Annotated in this window: 21 protein-coding genes and 1 pseudogene; 2 read left to right on the top strand and 20 right to left on the bottom strand. The window is 43.2% G+C overall.

Annotation, left to right across the window (positions count from 1 at the left end; genetic code table 11):
• The 12 genes and pseudogenes from tnpA to relB form a co-directional block, all read right to left on the bottom strand.
• Positions 1–296 (bottom strand): annotated as a pseudogene (gene tnpA, locus JEQ21_RS08330) (IS200/IS605 family transposase); the annotation flags it as partial.
• A 167-nt stretch (positions 297–463) separates the two neighbouring features.
• Positions 464–1,372: a restriction endonuclease gene (locus tag JEQ21_RS08325; protein ID WP_199364988.1), complete on the bottom strand. Its 909-nt coding sequence runs from the start codon at positions 1,370–1,372 to the stop codon at positions 464–466.
• 22 nt (positions 1,373–1,394) lie between these two features.
• A complete protein-coding gene (locus JEQ21_RS08320; protein WP_199364987.1) occupies positions 1,395–1,652 on the bottom strand; it encodes a hypothetical protein in 258 nt (85 codons plus the stop codon).
• Positions 1,653–1,764: 112 nt separating this feature from the next.
• The gene (locus JEQ21_RS08315) at positions 1,765–2,601 is read right to left on the bottom strand and encodes a metallophosphoesterase family protein (protein ID WP_199364986.1); all 837 of its coding nucleotides are present in this window, start codon (positions 2,599–2,601) and stop codon (positions 1,765–1,767) included.
• Positions 2,598–3,515: a DNA-binding protein WhiA gene (gene whiA, locus JEQ21_RS08310; protein ID WP_199364985.1), complete on the bottom strand. Its 918-nt coding sequence runs from the start codon at positions 3,513–3,515 to the stop codon at positions 2,598–2,600. Before whiA ends, JEQ21_RS08315 begins: the two co-directional genes overlap by 4 nt.
• Positions 3,516–3,533: 18 nt before the next feature.
• The gene (locus JEQ21_RS08305; RefSeq protein WP_199364984.1) at positions 3,534–4,508 is read right to left on the bottom strand and encodes a YvcK family protein; all 975 of its coding nucleotides are present in this window, start codon (positions 4,506–4,508) and stop codon (positions 3,534–3,536) included.
• A complete protein-coding gene (gene rapZ / locus JEQ21_RS08300) occupies positions 4,505–5,392 on the bottom strand; it encodes an RNase adapter RapZ (protein WP_442805123.1) in 888 nt (295 codons plus the stop codon). The genes JEQ21_RS08305 and rapZ overlap by 4 nt, the downstream gene beginning before the upstream one ends.
• Positions 5,393–5,564: 172 nt before the next feature.
• Positions 5,565–6,911: an asparagine--tRNA ligase gene (asnS, locus tag JEQ21_RS08295; protein ID WP_199364983.1), complete on the bottom strand. Its 1,347-nt coding sequence runs from the start codon at positions 6,909–6,911 to the stop codon at positions 5,565–5,567.
• A 10-nt stretch (positions 6,912–6,921) separates the two neighbouring features.
• Positions 6,922–8,073, bottom strand: a complete 1,152-nt coding sequence (locus JEQ21_RS08290) for a pyridoxal phosphate-dependent aminotransferase (RefSeq protein ID WP_199364989.1) — start codon at positions 8,071–8,073, stop codon at positions 6,922–6,924.
• Positions 8,074–8,096: 23 nt separating this feature from the next.
• Positions 8,097–8,585: a cell wall elongation regulator TseB-like domain-containing protein gene (locus JEQ21_RS08285; RefSeq protein ID WP_199364982.1), complete on the bottom strand. Its 489-nt coding sequence runs from the start codon at positions 8,583–8,585 to the stop codon at positions 8,097–8,099.
• Positions 8,586–8,930: 345 nt separating this feature from the next.
• The gene (locus JEQ21_RS08280) at positions 8,931–9,194 is read right to left on the bottom strand and encodes a type II toxin-antitoxin system RelE family toxin (RefSeq protein WP_199364981.1); all 264 of its coding nucleotides are present in this window, start codon (positions 9,192–9,194) and stop codon (positions 8,931–8,933) included.
• Entirely contained in the window at positions 9,191–9,406 is a 216-nt protein-coding gene (gene relB / locus JEQ21_RS08275; RefSeq protein ID WP_199364980.1) for a type II toxin-antitoxin system RelB family antitoxin, read from the bottom strand. Before relB ends, JEQ21_RS08280 begins: the two co-directional genes overlap by 4 nt.
• A 297-nt stretch (positions 9,407–9,703) precedes the next feature.
• Here relB and JEQ21_RS08270 point away from each other — a divergent pair, with 297 nt between their 5' ends.
• Together JEQ21_RS08270 and JEQ21_RS08265 are read left to right on the top strand one after the other, a co-directional pair.
• Positions 9,704–10,141 (top strand): MarR family winged helix-turn-helix transcriptional regulator, encoded by a 438-nt coding sequence (locus tag JEQ21_RS08270; RefSeq protein ID WP_199364978.1) that lies wholly within the window; start codon positions 9,704–9,706, stop codon positions 10,139–10,141.
• Between the two features lie 62 nt (positions 10,142–10,203).
• Positions 10,204–10,749 carry an NADPH-dependent FMN reductase gene (locus JEQ21_RS08265; protein WP_199364976.1) on the top strand — a complete coding sequence of 182 codons (546 nt, stop codon included), beginning with the start codon at positions 10,204–10,206 and terminating at the stop codon, positions 10,747–10,749.
• Positions 10,750–10,823: 74 nt separating this feature from the next.
• On the opposite strand, the gene JEQ21_RS08260 is transcribed toward JEQ21_RS08265, so the two are convergent.
• The 8 genes from JEQ21_RS08260 to JEQ21_RS08225 all read right to left on the bottom strand — a co-directional run bounded on the left by JEQ21_RS08260 (position 10,824) and on the right by JEQ21_RS08225 (position 17,363).
• A complete protein-coding gene (locus JEQ21_RS08260; protein ID WP_199364974.1) occupies positions 10,824–11,576 on the bottom strand; it encodes an NADPH-dependent oxidoreductase in 753 nt (250 codons plus the stop codon).
• Positions 11,577–11,584: 8 nt separating this feature from the next.
• Positions 11,585–12,703 (bottom strand): peroxide stress protein YaaA, encoded by a 1,119-nt coding sequence (yaaA, locus tag JEQ21_RS08255; RefSeq protein ID WP_199364972.1) that lies wholly within the window; start codon positions 12,701–12,703, stop codon positions 11,585–11,587.
• A gap of 5 nt (positions 12,704–12,708) precedes the next feature.
• On the bottom strand, positions 12,709–12,978 hold the full coding sequence (locus JEQ21_RS08250; RefSeq protein WP_199364970.1) for a hypothetical protein: 270 nt from the start codon (positions 12,976–12,978) through the stop codon (positions 12,709–12,711).
• A complete protein-coding gene (locus JEQ21_RS08245; RefSeq protein WP_199364968.1) occupies positions 12,978–13,598 on the bottom strand; it encodes a copper homeostasis protein CutC in 621 nt (206 codons plus the stop codon). The genes JEQ21_RS08250 and JEQ21_RS08245 overlap by 1 nt, the downstream gene beginning before the upstream one ends.
• Before the next feature lie 75 nt (positions 13,599–13,673).
• Entirely contained in the window at positions 13,674–15,116 is a 1,443-nt protein-coding gene (locus tag JEQ21_RS08240) for an alanine/glycine:cation symporter family protein (protein WP_199364966.1), read from the bottom strand.
• Positions 15,117–15,120: 4 nt separating this feature from the next.
• Positions 15,121–16,014 carry an RluA family pseudouridine synthase gene (locus JEQ21_RS08235; protein ID WP_199364964.1) on the bottom strand — a complete coding sequence of 298 codons (894 nt, stop codon included), beginning with the start codon at positions 16,012–16,014 and terminating at the stop codon, positions 15,121–15,123.
• A complete protein-coding gene (lspA, locus tag JEQ21_RS08230; protein WP_199364962.1) occupies positions 16,004–16,465 on the bottom strand; it encodes a signal peptidase II in 462 nt (153 codons plus the stop codon). Before lspA ends, JEQ21_RS08235 begins: the two co-directional genes overlap by 11 nt.
• On the bottom strand, positions 16,458–17,363 hold the full coding sequence (locus JEQ21_RS08225; RefSeq protein WP_199364960.1) for a LysR family transcriptional regulator: 906 nt from the start codon (positions 17,361–17,363) through the stop codon (positions 16,458–16,460). Before JEQ21_RS08225 ends, lspA begins: the two co-directional genes overlap by 8 nt.
• Positions 17,364–17,726 lie beyond the last annotated feature (363 nt).

Genomic DNA, 17,726 nt, shown 5'->3' with positions numbered 1-17,726 from the left:
TATTTGAGATTGGCATGTCTATCAAATATCATTAAACTGCTCTTTCCTTTAAGATATCCTATAAACGATGAAACACTTAATTTTGGTGGAATACTTACCAACATATGAATATGATCCTTTCAAGCTTCTGCCTCATGAATTATTACACCTTTTCGTTCACATAATTCTCGTAGTATTTGTCCAATACTTGCTTTGTATTTTCCATAAATAATTTGTCTACGATATTTCGGAGCAAAAACTATGTGGTACTTACAATTCCATGTGGTATGTGCTAAACTATTATTGTCCTGTTTCATCAGGGGGACTCCTTTCATGTTATGATATGTGGTCGGGAAACCATATCTACTATAACATCTTAAGGAGTCTTTTTTAATATACCGCTTAAAGCTCTTTTGAACCACTAGCACAGCTAGTGGTTTTCAGATACCAAGAAGACTCCCCTGACTGCAAATCAGGGGAGTTTTTAATCTTCAAAAAAGTCACTGTCCAACTTCTTTAAATAGAAAGTATTTTCAGTTGAAACACCAAGATCATGGTCAATCATAAACTGAGCTAAAGAAGAACCATCTACAAGGACAATTTTAGCATTCAGATTTTTTTCTGCGAATTCAATGGCGCCTTTTGTGTAGGATGAAGTCGTTATAAAGAGGCCTTTTTTGGCCCCATGTCCAGCTAGGGCCCCAACAAAAGACTGGAGTTCCTTTCTTCCAACTTTATTCCTCTCCTGATAGCGTTTAGCTTGGATATAGATTGATTCAAAACCAAGTGGATCACCACTAATAATCCCATCAATTCCCTCATCATTGGAGGCTTTCTGCCAATTTCCTGTTGGTCCAGGAATTCCATACCCCATCTTGACCAATAGTTCAAGCACAAGTCGTTCAAATCGATAAGGATCCATGCGATAAAGTTCAGCTAGAAGCTCTTCTTTTAAAGCCTGGTTGTATTCTCGATAAGCCTGCTCCAAGATTTCTTGCGGAGAGGTATCCTCGATGGCAACTCCTATCTCCAACCCCTTCCCTTTTGAAGGGCGACTGTGTTTAAAGGTTTTAAATTCAGGAAAGGAGAGCAATACCATTTCATTGATTTCATCAAATTTCGCTAATAAATCCGTTCCTCTTTGAGTGATTTGAAACCGACCGCGATTGGGACTAGAGATCACAAGTGCTTTCTTTAGATAGGTGGTCGCCCAGCCCACCCGGGAATCCAAAATTGTTTGGTTACCACTAGCCAACAGGGCCTGCTGTGCTTCTAAATCCAGTTTAAACTCTTCGATCACTGCTTGTTTCAGTTCTTTTTTCGAATGGATCCGTCCATCCTTTAAGGTCCTCAAGATCACAGTATAAAGATCCGAATATTTTGGGTTCTCCATGCTCGTCCTTTCCACATATCATTCACTTTTTCTTTTTCCTTTTTCCATGTTTAGAATAGGAAAGGCCGGCAAGGGTCTGGATGCTGGTTGTCAAATGCCATTTTTGGCAATCCTTGCAATGGTAGACCTTGCTGAAGTTGATTCCATACCTCTGTTTAGAATACAGCAAACCGATCTCGGCGTCCATTTTTGTCAGATAAGGCACTTTCCCAGAGGGACAGTGTTGGGCATTCACGACTTTCCGTTTTGCCAAAAACTTTTGCCTCTTCGTTTTCACCATGATTTTTCCTCCTAATACCAACAGGGAGCCGGAATTCGTGCCCACTGTTTAACTATTTTTACTATTAGTTGGAATAGAAATAATCATGAATAGGTTTTACATTCAAAAGCTGTCAAAACTGGATTCCAAAATAATCTTCCACTTCTTGTTGCGTATCCATTTTTTGATGGTAAGAAATCAGATAGTCTGGATCATTGCTGAGACGAATGCCTGTTTTCATTAAATGTTGGTAAAAATCAAAATAAGGAATGTGAGCATCTAAAGCCCGTTTGATTTCCAGATCAAAATCGTAAGCAACCTTCCGAAAATCGATTTGGGCAAGACCTGATTCATTGATGTCGAGTAAGAGATATTGGGCCCGTAAGTCTTGACGCAAGGTGTCCCATGGAAAGTAAGGTTGCCCAACGGATCCAGGATTTAAAACCAATTGACCTTCTTTCGTATAGTGAAGACCCTGAACATGGCTATGGGCAAAGATGGCAACATCTGCTTCATCTTCCGCAAACAAGGCTTTCAAATCCGCTTGTTCAAAAGGTGGGACCAGGTCACGACCCCAATTCTTTTTGGGCAGATGATGAGAAAGATTAAAGCGTAAAGTCCCAACTTTTCGATGAAGATAGATGGATCTGCTTTGAATTTCTTGGCGATGAGAATCATTCAAGAAGGTATCCAAATGTAGGCTCTGCCGATAGACAAACAAATCTAAAGGAGTCTTCCGAGGATAGAGACCAGCCCTGGCATGCAGATAAGAGTCCTCCCAATTCCCTCGAAGACGGACAGTATAGGGGAGACTAGCCAGTCGTTCAAGAATCTCCAGGTGAGAGGGGCCTGGCATAAGCTCAACCCCCATAAGCCAGTACTCTTCAATCCCAAGGGCTTGAGCTTCCGCTACTACTGCCTCTAGGCCAGTGAGATTGCCATGGATATCTCCTAAAACAGCAACTTTCAATCAGGTATCTCCTCCGCAATTTTATTGAGCCTCCGCAATCGGTGGTTGAGTCCACTTTTTGTGAGGGGAGTGGGAAGGCTGTCCGCAAGTTCTTGGAGGGAGTAATCGGGGTGGGCAATCCGAAAGCGGGCAACTTCCTGTAGTTCAGGGCTCAGACTTTCCAACCCTACATGGTCCATAATTTTACTGATATTGTTAATGGTTTTCATGCTGGCTTTGACAGTCCGGGCAATATTGGCGGTTTCTGCATTGGTAGCCCTATTGAGGTCATTTCGCGTTTCCCGCATCAGTTTGATCTCCCCCAGTTGTTCCATAGCTTCCAAGGCCCCAATAATGATGAGGAAGTCCATTAAATCTTCCGCTCGCTGGATGTAGGTGATAGCTCCTCTTTTTCTTTCTAACACCTTAGCATCCAAAAGGAAATCCTGCATGAGTTGCCGCAAATCTTGGGCATGATCCACATAAACGGAAGCGATCTCCAGTTGATATTGTCCGGAATCTGGGTCACGCATACTGCCACTGGCAAGGAAGGCCCCACGTAAATAAGCACGCGCCGCATCATCGTGGTCCATAATGGAAACTGGTAGACCAGTCTCCTGCTCAAAAAAAGCAGGTGAAAGCCCTAAAATATCCAACAAATCCTTGACCCCATGATCCATAAATACCGTGTAAACTCGGTTCTTGCGGAGATTGGTTTTCTGACGGTGACGGATATCCGACTTAATGTCAAACCACTCCAAGAGAAATTCATAGATAAAACGAGCCACCTTGGCATTTTCAGTCGTAACAGAGAGAGTTAGGCCCTCCCGACTCAAGCCCAAACTTCCAGAAAGTTTAATGAGGGCCGCTAATTCAGCCGGGTGACGCTCCGGGAGGGCGAGTATTTCCTCCTTGATTTTACTGGTAAAACTCATGAAAGCACCCTCCTTTCCTTAGTGTTTGTGACTGGTGATTTTCATGATCTCTTCCACAACCAAATCACCATCGTGGAAGGCTCCTCTTTTTTCTAAGAGGAGAAAATTAGAAGAAATGACCCGTGGTACCTGGCTAGCCAAGTCCGCAAAATCGTGTTCAACTTGAACCAGGTACTCGTCAAATTCGTGGTCATTCATGTAGTCTTGAGGCACTTGGTCGACATTGACTAAAACGGTATCAATAAAGGCTTGACCCAAGTGCTTGTGAAGAACCCGGACATGCTGTCCATCTGTAAAATGCTCCGTCTCCCCTTTTTGGGTCATGATATTGCAGATATAGACAATCTCCGCCTTGGTATCCTTCAAGGCCTGACCAATTTCTTCAATCATAATGTTGGGTAAGATAGACGTAAAAAGAGAACCTGGACCCAAAATAACCATGTCACTTTCTAAAATGGCTTCCACCACATTGCGACTAGCCTTGGGTTTAGAATCATCGTAGGTGTTGGTCACGTAGACATGATCAATCATGCCTCCATGCTCGGCAATATGACTTTCCCCCGCTACCTCGGTCCCATCGTCAAAAACCGCATGCAGGGTCAAAGCCCGTTCACTAGAAGGATAAATGGTTCCGGTTGTATGGAGTAACTTGGTCAAGAGTTGCATGGCATGGTAGGTAGAACCTTGCATTTCTGCAATCCCTGCAATAATCAGATTCCCCAAGGGATGGCCCGCAAATGGACCGTCATCATCCGCAAAACGGTATTGGAAAATCTTTTCATACAGTTTGGGCATATCCGACATAGCCAAAAGCACATTGCGTAGATCTCCAGGAGGGGTCAGCTGCATATCCTCACGGAGTTTACCAGAACTCCCCCCATCATCGGCTACCGTGACCACAGCCGTTATGTCAACGTCTTGTTTTCGGAGGCTATTCAGAATAACCGAGATTCCAGTCCCACCTCCGATAACTGTAATTCGCTGTTTTCTCATGAACGGTTAACCGTTTCCTTTCTTCTATCCTTGTCCCGATGACTGACCCGGACATTCCAATTTTTGGCCAAATCATCCGCTAACCGACGGGCGAAGGCGACACTGCGGTGTTGTCCACCCGTACAGCCGATCGCAATCGTCAATACGGACTTGCCCTCCTTCTGGTAACCCGGCAAGATTGGGTTCAAGAGGTTGAGCAAGTTCTGGTAAAAATCTTCCGATTCTGGTTGTTCCATGACAAAATCATAAACCGGTTGGTCTAGTCCAGTTTGATTCCGCAACTCTACTTGGTAATAGGGATTGGGGAGGAAGCGAACATCAAAAGCTAGATCGGCATCCATCGGCAAGCCATACTTAAAACCAAAACTCATAACCTCCACACGGAAGGCTTGTTCAAAATCTTGGTCCGCAAAATGTTGGGCTAGGAGCTTGCGTAATTCCCGAGGCGTTAATTCGGTTGTGTCGACAACATTCTGGCTCATGCTCTTCAGGGGAGCCAAGAGCTCACGCTCACGCTTAATGCCGTCCATGATACGCCCATCGGCAGCCAGTGGATGGCTCCGGCGGGTTTCCTTATAGCGGGCAACCAACTCCTTGTCGGCCGCATCCAAGAATAGAATTTTGAAATCTAAATCTTCCCGATCCTCAAGCTCATCCAAAACCTCTTGAATGTCCTTGAAAAACGAACGGCTTCGCATGTCAATCACCAGTGCCATCCGTTTTTGTTCCACAGAACCATCGACCAAGGTCAACAATTTTGGCAATAAGGCAGGGGGCATATTGTCGATTGTAAAATAACCCAAATCTTCAAAGGATTGAATAGCCACAGTTTTCCCTGCTCCACTCATTCCAGTCACTACCACCAGTTGCAATTTCTCTTTCATCAAACAACCTCCTCTTTCGAAAAATGAGGCTTGGACTTCAGCCCAGCCTCTTTCAGTTGTGTAGTCTTCTAGTTTGCTTTTAGTACAAGGCAGCGAGTCGCAGACAGTACTGAAGTACGGCAAGAGGAGCTAACACAGTAATAAAAGATAAACTAAAAGAGTATAATCGTCTTTATGGACGCAAACGATGCAGCATCCGTGGGAATGGAATGGCTTCACGAATATGCTTGGTACCAGCTACAAAGGTAACCATCCGTTCAATTCCGATACCGAATCCACCGTGAGGCACGGAACCATATTTACGAAGGTCGAGGTAGAATTCGTATTCGGATTTATCCATTCCTAGCTCATCCATTTTAGCTACAAGGGCATCATAATCATCTTCACGAAGAGAGCCCCCAATAATTTCGCCATATCCTTCTGGTGCCAACAAGTCTGCACAAAGAACACGTTCTGGATTACCAGGAACTGGCTTCATATAGAAAGCTTTAATAGCTGCTGGATAATTGGTCACAAAGGTTGGCACCCCAAAGTGGTTTGAAATCCAAGTTTCATGAGGTGAACCAAAGTCATCTCCGTGCTCCAAGTGCTCATAATCTGTATCTTCATCCTGTTCATGAGCCTGAAGCAAGTCAATCGCTTCATCATAGCTAACCCGTTTAAATGGTTCAGCAATGTAACGTTTTAGAAGATCAATATCCCGTTCTAAGATTTCTAAGGCCTGTGGCGCACGATCCAAGACACCTTGAATCAACGCTTTAACATAGGCTTCTTGCAAATCCAGAGACTCTTCATGTGAAAGGAAAGAATACTCCGCATCCATCATCCAGAATTCTGTCAAGTGACGACGTGTTTTGGATTTTTCAGCCCGGAAAACAGGTCCAAAGTCAAAGACACGCCCCAGGGCCATGGCTCCAGCCTCAAGGTAAAGCTGTCCAGACTGACTCAAGTAAGCTGTATTGCCAAAGTAGTCTGTTTCAAACAACTCCGTAGAATCTTCCGCAGCATTTCCTGACAAGATTGGGCTATCAAATTTAATGAAACCGTTTTGGTCAAAGAACTCATACGTCGCATAAATAATGGCATTCCGAATTTGCATGATCGCCATTTGCTTGCGTGAACGCAACCAGAGATGACGGTGGTCCATCAAGAAATCTGTTCCATGTTCTTTTGGTGTGATTGGATATTCCACAGATTGGCCAATAACCTTGAGGTCTGTAATATCTAACTCATAGCCGAATTTAGAACGCTCATCTTCTTTGACAATTCCTTTAACTTCAACAGAGGTTTCCTGGCTGAGCTTTTTAATGGTATCAAATTTAGCAGCCCCTTCCTCTTCACCAAATGTTTCAAGGAAATTTGGTTTAAAGGCAACAGCTTGGAAGTAAGCCGTACCGTCCCGTAATTGTAAAAAGGCAATTTTCCCTTTTCCGGATTTATTGGCAACCCAAGCTCCAATTGTTACTTCTTGACCCACATGGTCTTTCACATCAACGATGGATACATACTTTTTAGACATAAACGTTCCTTTACAAATTCATATAGTGTTCTAAGCGTCTTACCGCTTCTTTTAAGGTCTCTAAATCTGTCGCATAACTCAAACGAACATGATGAGGACTACCAAAGGCATCTCCTGAAACCAGGGCCACCCCTACCGTTTCCAAAATATCATTAGTAAAGTCTGAAACCTTGGAAAAACCTTTTCGTTTCATAGCTTCCTCAACATTTGGGAAAAAGTAGAAGGCACCCTGGGGTTTAGCCACACGGAAACCTGGGACCTGGTTCAAAAGCGGATAAATGGTATTGAGACGGTCCTCAAAGGCTACTCTCATCTTTTCAGCATCTTCTTGCGATTCCGTCAAAGCAGCAATGGCCGCATATTGGGCAACAGTCGTAGGGTTAGAGGTCAATTGACTGGTTAGTTTCCCCATGGCCTGAATCAGTTCTTGTGGTCCAACTGCAAACCCAATCCGCCAGCCGGTCATGGCATAGGTCTTGGAAACACCTGTAATGACGACTGTTTGCTGCTGGATCTCTGGCGAAAGACTAGAGATTGGAACAAACTCGGCCTGATTATACACCAAACGACTATAAATATCATCAGCTAAAATCAACACCTTACGCTTGATGGCCCAGTTGCCAATGGCTTCCAATTCCTCTCTTGTATAAAGGTTGCCGGTTGGATTGGAAGGGTTATTCAAGAGTAGAACCTTGACACGATCATTCCACAATTCTTCTAATTGAGAGACCCCAATTTTGAAGTACTGATCTTCCTTCCCCTCTACAAAGACTACCTGCCCTTGAGCTAAGGCTACTTGATCCGCATAAGAAACCCAGTAAGGAGTTGGGATCATGACTTGATCTCCTGGATTCAAAACTGCGAAGAAAAAGGCTGCCAAGGCCATCTTGGCTCCAGTGGTCACCAACACTTGAGAGGGATCAACAGAATAGCCATAAAACTGAGACATATAGCCCTGCACGGCTTCTTTCAAAGCAGGTAAGCCAGAAGCTGGGGTATAAAAGGAAGCTTTCCCAGAATCAATGGCTTCTTTAGCTGCTTTGGCAATAGTCTCGGGAGTCGTAAAATCCGGTTCCCCCAACGTCAAAGAGAGAATATCTCGACCTGCCGCTGCTAACTCTTTAGCCCTGGCATCAGCAGCTAAAGTAGCACTTTCTTCCATATATTTAACACGATCTGATAACACTAGGCTCCCTCCTTCTTTACGAGTTTCTTTTCTTGAAAATCAATCAGATAATAGGTCGTTCCTGACCGAACTTCCCAAACAACTTTTCCCTGATCATAACCCAGGCGGCTTGCCTGAATGGAATCTGCTCCCGCTTCAGCAGCTAGATTTTCTGCTTCACTGCGGCTAGCTCCCTGATTTAAGCCAACCAAGGCGACTTGCTCTTGTTTGGAATTCAGAATCAGCGCTTGTTCTTGACCCGCTGCATTTTTTCCGAAAACCGTTGTATAGGATTTCTGTCCATTAAAGACTTCGACAGTTTCAATTTCCCTAAAACCGGCCACTTCCTGGGCTCGGATTTGGGCATTGGACATGCGCACATCCTGAGTTTTGGTTCCTAAATCAATCAGGTAAAGGCTGGAAAAACAGATGATCGACAAGATCGCAAAAATCCCAAGGAAAAACTGCCCTTTGGGAAAATAGGGCTCTAAATAGACTATTTTTTTCACTCCCCCATTATACACTAAAATCGCTTGTTTTTACACATATTTACAAATCCTTACAGACTGGTACTGATTATTGCGTAATCAAATTGATTACACCGATTTTTACATTTTTCATTGATTCTTTGATGACTTTTACCAGCTTGGTCACCTTGTTTTGAGCTACCTCTGTCTTAATTTTCTTACGCGATTGAGATCCTTAGGTATTTCAAAGACAAAATAAAAGCCGCATGGAATTCCATACGGTTTTATTTTAAGGAGACCTATAAAAGCTCAGGTTTTTGCTCAAATTAGACTGTTGAAATCCAATTATATCAACGTTTGAATTTTCAAGACATTGGTTAGAGGGCCTTAATAAATATCTCGACGATGACCTATCGAAAATATTTCAATGACAACTTCATCATCATATATTTGAGCCAAAATTCTATAATTTCCTACACGGTATCGCCACTCTCCTGAATGATTAGCCGTCAACCCTTTTCCGTGTAAGCGTGGATTATCCGTATGAGCAATATTGTTGTCAATCCATGATAAGATTGAATTTCTTGTAAAGGGATCAAGTTTCTTTAACTGCTTAACTGCTTTTGACGTGTAGGTTAGCTTGTAAATCATAACCCAAACTCCGCCATCAAATCCTCATGCGATATTCTAAACCCATCATCATCTTCCATAGCTTGGCGTAAAATAGCTAAATCATACTCATCCTCAATACGTTCTAACATTGATTGGCGTGCAAACTCAGAGATGGTTAACCCGTGTACTTTTAAATAGTTCTTGATCAAGTTAGAATCTTCATCATTGATACGTAATGTCATGGTTGCCATATTTAACACCTCCTTTTAATACATTGTATTCAAATGTTTTTTAGATGTCAACTATTAACAAGCTTATTTATCTCATTTGTCGTCAAAACAAAAATTTTGGTTATTGATATCCAGATACTAAATGACATCAGCCGCAAATGTTAAAAGTCATCTCTATACCATTATTTCAGATATGCTTTTAACATTAAGGATCCCCTCGTTCGTTAGAGCATTTTACCTTGGATTGCTATAGGTTATGAAACTGGTTTTGATTGGTTTTAATTGTACTAATTAGTTCTTTTTTGGTACAATAAGTTCATGAAAGAATTATTTGAAAAAGAAGTCTTAGATTTAAAAACCATGATTATTTTCCGAAAGGCTGATCGTTCCATTCGCTGTTTGGAGCAAAAGGCGGCACGGGATCATGGTTTAACCCCGAGTCAATTCTCCGTTCTCGATACTCTTTATGCCAAGGGTAAAATGCGAATTCAAGATTTGACCGATCGTATGTTAGCAACCTCAGGGAACATGACCGTTATTATCCGTAATATGGAGCGGGATGGTCTGATTACGCGTGTTTGCGATCCTTCGGATCGCCGAGCCTTCCTGATTGAATTAACTCCCCAAGGTAAGGAACAAATTGAAGCTATTTATCCTGAACATATCGCTTATGTCAAGGAAGCTCTTTCTGTTTTAACCCAAGAGGATAAAGAAGATTTAATTCGGATTTTGAAAAAATTTAAAAACTTGAGCTAAATTGTTGCTAATTAGTAATAAATATTCTATACTATGACTTGTAAAGAAAAGGAGAATAAGAAATGAAAAATATTCTATTTATCGTCGGCTCACTACGTGAAGGTTCCTTCAACAAACAAATGGCTGAAACAGCTGAAAAAGTCCTTGAAGGCAAAGCCAATGTTAGCTACTTAGATTGGAAAGATGTCCCTGTCTTTTCTCAAGACTTGGAAGTTCCAACTCCAGCTCCTGTTGCTGCTGCTCGTGAAGCTGTCCAAGCTGCAGATGCTATCTGGATCTTCTCACCAGTCTACAACTTCTCTATTCCTGGATCTGTTAAAAACCTTCTAGACTGGCTCAGCCGTGCGTTGGATCTTTCAGATACTACTGGAGCTTCTGCTTTGCAAGACAAGGTATCTACTGTATCCCTTGTGGCTAACGGTGGTCACGACCAAGCTGCAGACATCTATCGCAACTTGATGCCATTTATCCGCACTCAATTTGTGGACCAAATGACTACATCACGTGTGAATGACTCTGCTTGGGTAGACGGTACATTCGTTGCTTCTGAAGAAGTCATTGCTGATTTGAACAAACAAGCTGATGCTCTTCTTGAAGCCCTCAACTAATACTCGAAGTAAGTTAGAACACCAAAAAACCTTTGCTTACAATAAAGCAAAGGTTTTTTAGTATTATTTAATGTTTAATCTTCTCCTCTAAAGAAGCCTTGATCCTGTAAGGCCGCTAGGGTTTCTGCTCTTTTAGCAGATGAGTGAGCCATTTCTTTCGAAATTTTGCATGTGAAAGCTTCGAGGCGGTTGTTAAAGGAGCGAAGATCATAGTAGGCTTCAATTTCTTTATCATAACCTTCGAGAGCCTGGCTCGGATTTTCCAATTCTTGATACTGGTTTTCCATGTGGATAATCTTTCTTGGTAAGCGAGGCTTGATCTGCGGATCCTGATCCGGCCAACCTAAAGCCAGGCCTACTGCTGGGTAAACATATTCTGGTAAAGCCAGAAGTTGGCAAAGTCGCTTGGGATCGTTAAGAATGCTGCCGAGGTAGACAGTTCCAATCCCTAGGCTTTCTGCAGCCACTACCATGTTCTGAGCTGCCAAGAGGGCATCTGCATAAGCAGATAAGAAGCGTTCTGGGCTGCCTTGTACCAGTGCTGGAGCGCCTTGAGTTTCTGCAATTTTCGTATTTCTTGCCTGGTCCACTAAGAAAACAAAGAGTTGTGGGGCAGACTCGATGTAATCCTGCTGGCCAATTTCAGCTAATTCCTTCTTCAAGCTCGGATCTGTAATGCTTAGGATTGAATAGGATTGCCGAAAGTTGCTGGTTGGAGCCTGTTGGGCAACCTCCAATAGGAGATTCAATTCTTCTTGTGTTAGCTCTTGCTTGCGAAATTTTCGAATACTACGATGGTGTAATAGCGATTGAATGGTTTCGTTCATGATATCTCCTATACTTCTCGGATAAAAATCCAATCCTTGGAATCCGATAATTCCTCTTGGTAGACAAAGCCTGCAACATTCATACCTTTAATTTCCTCCAATGCCTGAATGGGCTTTTCCGCCAGGGTTTGGATTAATAGACCCCGCCCTTTTTTAGAGATGGTGGAGTGCGTTTTGAGGACGCCTCCCTTTTTTTCTTTAAATTGGATTCGGATAAAATTGTCTCTGACTTCCTTGGAGAATACTTGCTCAAATTCAGATGAGAGTAGAGAAAGCACGGCATCTTCGCCGATCGCAGCATCAAAATGGGGACGCCAGAATTGACTCAAACTTTGTCCCGCTACTTGGAGGGGAACTTGAAAGTCCAAGCGATGGGCCGCCATGGGAGTCAAAATAGGTACACATCCATAAAGACTAGAGGTAATGTAGACTTGGTTCCACAAAGGATTGTCAACTTGTTCGCGATTGAATTGCCGATACATGAGCCCATTAAAAAGTTGCAGAGCTGGCTTGCTCTTAGCCTGGCCTTGACGCAAAGCTGTGAAGCGGTCCTCTTCTTCCTTTGCCTTATCCTCTTTTAATTTGAAAAAAGTCGACCAGTCTTCAACTTGCTCTAAGGCCTCAAGGACAGCTTGACCAGCTGGAGATAGTGGCTGGCTTTCCGTAAACGTCCCAGACAGATCTAATTCCTTAGCTGTGGGCAGTAAAATCTTCATCATTTTCCTTTCTAATGTCAAGTCTCCTCCAATCATGTGATAGGATTTGACCAAGTGACTTAGGATCTCTTCAAGTGGATAACGACCATCCAAGGGAAAGCTAACCCAGTACTTCTTGTTCATATGGAAGCCTGGATAAGCCTTGTGGCTTTTGAGGAGCTCCGAAACCTGGTCAGACTTGACGGTTAAAATCGTGACTGGGCCTTCATTGCGCGGATCTATTTTAACCCAATCGATTTCCTGAACCACTCCAAACCAAGTTTGTTTGGAGCCATAACGAAAGACGGCCGCTTTGGGATGAGCTGTCCAAAGAAATTCTAACTCCCAACCCCAACGAATAGTTACCCGTTGAAGCAGAGATTCTGCTTGATCGGAATAGACTGTTGGAGGTTGACTGATCAGCCTCTCCATGTGACCTAATCGGTCCCATAACACCTCCCGCACTTGGCCAACATAAGCCCCTTGCTAGAAGGAATAAATGCCAAAGGATAATCAGACTCCGCGTGAGGATCCCAGAGACTGATGTCCATCTTGGACGCTTGAGAATCCCATTGGAGGCGGAGCGCAAGCTCCACCTCCTCCAAGAGTTCCTGATAGTGATAGGTTTCCCCATCCTTAAAAAAACCAACAGCTTCCAGTCTCTGTTCATAAATGGGATTTTGAAAAAAGCTTGAACGCCAGTCCATTAGCCAACGACCTTGGTCCCATGAAGTTGATCTACGCCAAAACGTTGAGCAATTTTATCACGATTTTCTAGATTGATCCCTCCGCCAAGCAAAATCTCAATTTTCCCAGCGGCGCGTGCGACGATTTGATCAAGCTGCTCTGCATAGAACCAGATATCTTGATCTTGCGGACCACCGTGAGTCAGAATTCGTTTAAATCCAGCTTGAGCTAACCAATCCAAGGACTCCAAGCGTTGTTCCCAAGGAATTTGGTCAAAGGCCATATGGAAAACAGCTTCGTCATCACCCACTGCCTTCAAGAGCTTTTGGAGATTTTCTTTGTCCAAGCTTCCATCTTTCAATAAAGCCCCAAAAACAAAGGACTGGATTCCCATCTCCTTGGAAACTTGAATCTGCTCCACCATTAGCTCCACTTCTTCTGGACTATAGACGAAATCCCCACCTCGTGGACGAATCATGAGTGCAATGGGAAGACCCAGTGGTAGCGCTTCTTCAATCATTTCTGGACTCGGAGTAACACCTCCTACAGACAAATCTCCACACAGCTCCACACGCTCTGCCCCTGACTCCAAAGCAAAAGGAATCAACTTGACATCTTCCGTACAAAATTCGTATAACATTTGTTCACCTCCATGTATTCCTATTCTTATTATACAAAAAACTCAGGTCGCTGTTGACCTGAGTTGACTGGTACTCTATTTTTTCGCCCGCTGCTCCCAGTAAGCAGCGTTTTTAACACCCAGACTAGTTGGGTTGAAATCAGGATTTTTCCCTTCTTTTCTTTGTTTTTCATAATCTTTCAATAATGTAAACGCAAGAGGGGAAAGGAAGAGAATAGCGGTAACGTTGAGCCAAACGGTGATTCCACTAGCAATCTCCCCCATGGTCCAAGCCATTTGACTAGAAGCAATTCCTGAGTAAATCAACATCCCTACCATCAAAATCTGCATAATCGTAAGGGGAACTTTCAACTTTTCAGGCTTGAGCAAATAGCGAAGATTGGTTTCCGCAATATAGTAATAACTCATCAAGGTTGTAAAGGCAAAAAATACCAGCGCAAGGGCCACAAATACAGGTCCGAAGTTGCCTAAAACAGAAGAAAGAGCCGTCTGCGTATAGAGAGCACCTGCACGATCGGGGTTGGTATCTGCCAAATGGGCCACCACCGGATTTGAATTCGCATCAAAAACATTGTAAGACTTGGTCAAAAGAATGACTAAAGCTGTCCCTGTGCAAACAAATAGTGTATCGATGTAGACAGAAAAGGCTTGTACCAAACCTTGTTTAACTGGATGGGAAACTTGGGCAGACGCTGCAGCAGCAACTTGAGACCCTTGTCCAGCTTCGTTTGAGTAAACTCCCCGTTTAACCCCATAAGAAATGGCTGAACCAAGCAAGCCCGCAAACATAGGTTCTAACCCAAACGCAGAATTAAAAATCAACTGGAAGACAGGGATAACTTGATCGAAATTCGCAAAAATAATCACGAAAACCATCAGGAGGTAAATGCCTGCCATAAAAGGAACCACAACTTCCGCAATTTTAGCAATACGCTGAATTCCACCCAAAACAATCATCAAAAGTGCAGCTACCACCACCAAGGTAGTAGCAAGTGGAGGAATACTCAAGGCATTATTCATAGCCACACTGATTCCATTAACCTGAATCCCAGACATGAGAAAGGCAAAGGAGAACGCTAAAATAAAAGCCATGGCCATCGCCAATTTCCTTAATTTAAGCCCTTTTTCGATATAGTAGGCTGGACCTCCGTAAAAATGACCATCGACCTCTTCTTTATAGACTTGACCTAGGGTTGTCTCTACAAAGGCAGATCCAGCCCCGACAAAGGCAATCACCCACATCCAAAAGACAGCTCCAGGACCTCCAAAAGCTATAGCAGATGCCACACCCGTAATATTCCCAGTCCCGACTCGACCAGAAAGAGCTACTGAGAGAGCTTGGAAAGAAGAAATCCCTTGTCCATCCTCGGGTTTTTCAAACATCATCCGAATCATTTCTGGAATCATCCGAATTTGAACAAACTTGGTACGAATTGTGAAATACAAACCTGCTCCAATTAGAAAAGCCAGCAATGCTGGGCTCCAAATCCAATCAGACAGCGTTCTGACGAAATCCATTTACTTAGTAATCCTTTCTTAATTGCTCTAGATTTTTTTCAAAAATATCCGGTAAAGGTGCTGAAAACACCATTGTTTCCCCAGTTCGAGGATGCGTGAAGCCCAGCTGAGCCGCATGCAGAAATTGTCCATGACCACTCAAGGTTTTCTTTGGGCCATAGAGTGGATCACCGGCAACTGGGTGACCAATGTAAGCCATGTGAACCCGAATTTGATGGGTACGACCTGTTTCCAACTGCAACTCCACAAGACTATAGTTCCCAAAGCGTTCCAAGACTGTGAAACGAGTGAGGGCGGGTTTGCCACTGGCTTGGACTGCCTGCTTCTTCCGATCTTTCTCACTCCGACCAATTGGAGCTTCAATCACTCCCTTGTCACTTGGCAGGTTGCCATGCACCAAGGCCAAATACTTCCGTAGGGATTTTTTTTCTTTTAATTCCTGTGCCAGTTTTTCATGGGCTTGATCATTTTTGGCGACCATTAGAAGGCCAGAAGTATCCTTGTCAATCCGGTGGACAATCCCTGGCCGCATGACACCATTGATACCAGATAAATCTTGAACATGATAAAGCAAGCCATTGACAAGGGTTCCATTCGGATGGCCAGGGCTCGGGTGCACTACCATTCCCTGTGGCTTATTCACAACTGCCACATCTTGGTCTTGATAGACTAAATCGAGAGGAAGATTCTCCGGCTGGATATCCAATTCCTCCGGTTCTGGCAGTTGATAAGAGATGATATCCCCTTCCGCGACAGCATACCTCGGCTTTTTAGCCTGACCATTCACGAGAACAAGGCCAGCCTTTATCTGTTCATTGGCCAGGCTTCGAGATAACGCTGTGTTTTCAGCCAAGACCTTGTCCAGGCGCTCTCCACCTATTTCTACCTTAAACTCCATCTACATCCTCCCTTAAGAGATCTAAAATTAAAATAGCAACTCCAACAGTTAAGTAGGTATCTGCCAGATTAAAAACGGCAAAATCGATAAAGGTGAGTTGGAACATATCAACCACAAAACCTTGGCTAGCCCGATCAATAAAATTACCAATACCCCCAGCCATCATTAAAGCCAAACCAACTTGACGCTCCCATTGATTGGCTCTAGCCTTGAAAAAGTAGTAGCCAGCGGCTCCCATGGCCAAAGCGGTTGTTAAGAAGAAAAACCAAAACTGTCCTTGAAGCATCGAGAATGCGGCTCCTCGATTCTGCAAATAGGTCAAATCCATAATTCCCGGCCAAAAGGTTAACTGTTCGCCAATGGCAATATGGTCCACGACCCAGGATTTCAAAAGTTGGTCGCCCACTATCAAGAAAAAGCCGAGAATCAACAATAATACTTTTCTAGACATAACCAATCTCCTCTGCTGCTTCAACTAGCAATTCCAAGAAGTCCTGGGCAATGGCTGACAACTCAGTACCTGAACGGTAAGTACAAACCATGGTATTCTTACGCCCTTCCTTGACCGGCAAGGCCACAATCCCCGGACTCACTTCCTTGTCTAAGAAGCCAGATCCTGTCGCATAGCCATGGGTCCGTTTTAACAGACCATTCAAGGTTGCCCGATCCGTTACTTCATAAAGCACCGGACTCGTTGAGGTATCAAAAAAGTTTTCAGAATAATAGAGGTACTCATCTTTTTCTTGGGTAAAGCGAACCGTAGGGTAATTCTCCAGGTCTGACATGGAAATCTCGCTTTTTTCAACCAAGGGATGATTTTCCGCTAGATAAATATGAGTTGGAAATGAAAATAGCTCTTGTATTTCCAAATCCATTTTCTGTAACTTTTGCTGAATCCCTTTTTCATTTTGACTGTTCAAATAAAAGAGACCAATCTCACTGTGTCCCTTATAGACCTCATCTAGGATTTGCAAAGTCGTGGATTCAAACAAACGAAAATCTCGATGTTCAGGCCAGAGATTCGCTAACTTATTTAAAATATCGGGTAAGAAGTCATAATGCTGACCCGCCACAGAAAACTCCGTTGCTTCTTCTGGTGATTGGTATTGGTTTTCTAGGACATCAAATTCCTGAACCAAGTTCTTAGCCTTTTCATAGAAAGGCATCCCCCTTTGGGTCAAGAATGTCCCTGAATTCGTCCGATTAAAAATCTTAAAGCCAAGCTCCTGCTCCAAATCCCGAATAGACATAGATAAACTTGGTTGACTGATGTACAACTTCTCCGCTGCTTCTCGGAAGGTGCCACTATTGGCCAAGGCCACTACATTCCGCAATTGTTGAATATTCATATTCCTACCTGTTTCAAAAAACTTCCTTCTATTGTACACTATGTCAGCCAAAAATTCTAGGTCTATCAAGGAAAAAAGCCCTTACAAGTAACTCTATACTCTTTGAAAATCAAATTTAACCGTTGTCAGGTCAGACAGTCTAGCAGACTGTCTGAGATTCTAGTTAAAAAAACGAAGTTTTTGTCAACTTTGCCGTACTTATTTGAAACTTTCTTGGAAAGTTATATCAGCAAGCTGCTTTGTAATATAGTCTTTTAGATTATAAACTGTATGTGGTATACTATTCCTATGGCATACGGAATTGATTTTAGAAAACGTGTCCTTGAATATGTTAAAGAGGGACATACACGTAAAGAAACAGCA

It is taken from the genome of Streptococcus sp. 121 (assembly GCF_016458205.1).
Taxonomy (GTDB): Bacteria; Bacillota; Bacilli; order Lactobacillales; family Streptococcaceae; genus Streptococcus.
The sequence above is the reverse complement of the archived record's forward strand: the minus strand, read 5'-3'. Positions and strand labels throughout refer to the sequence as shown.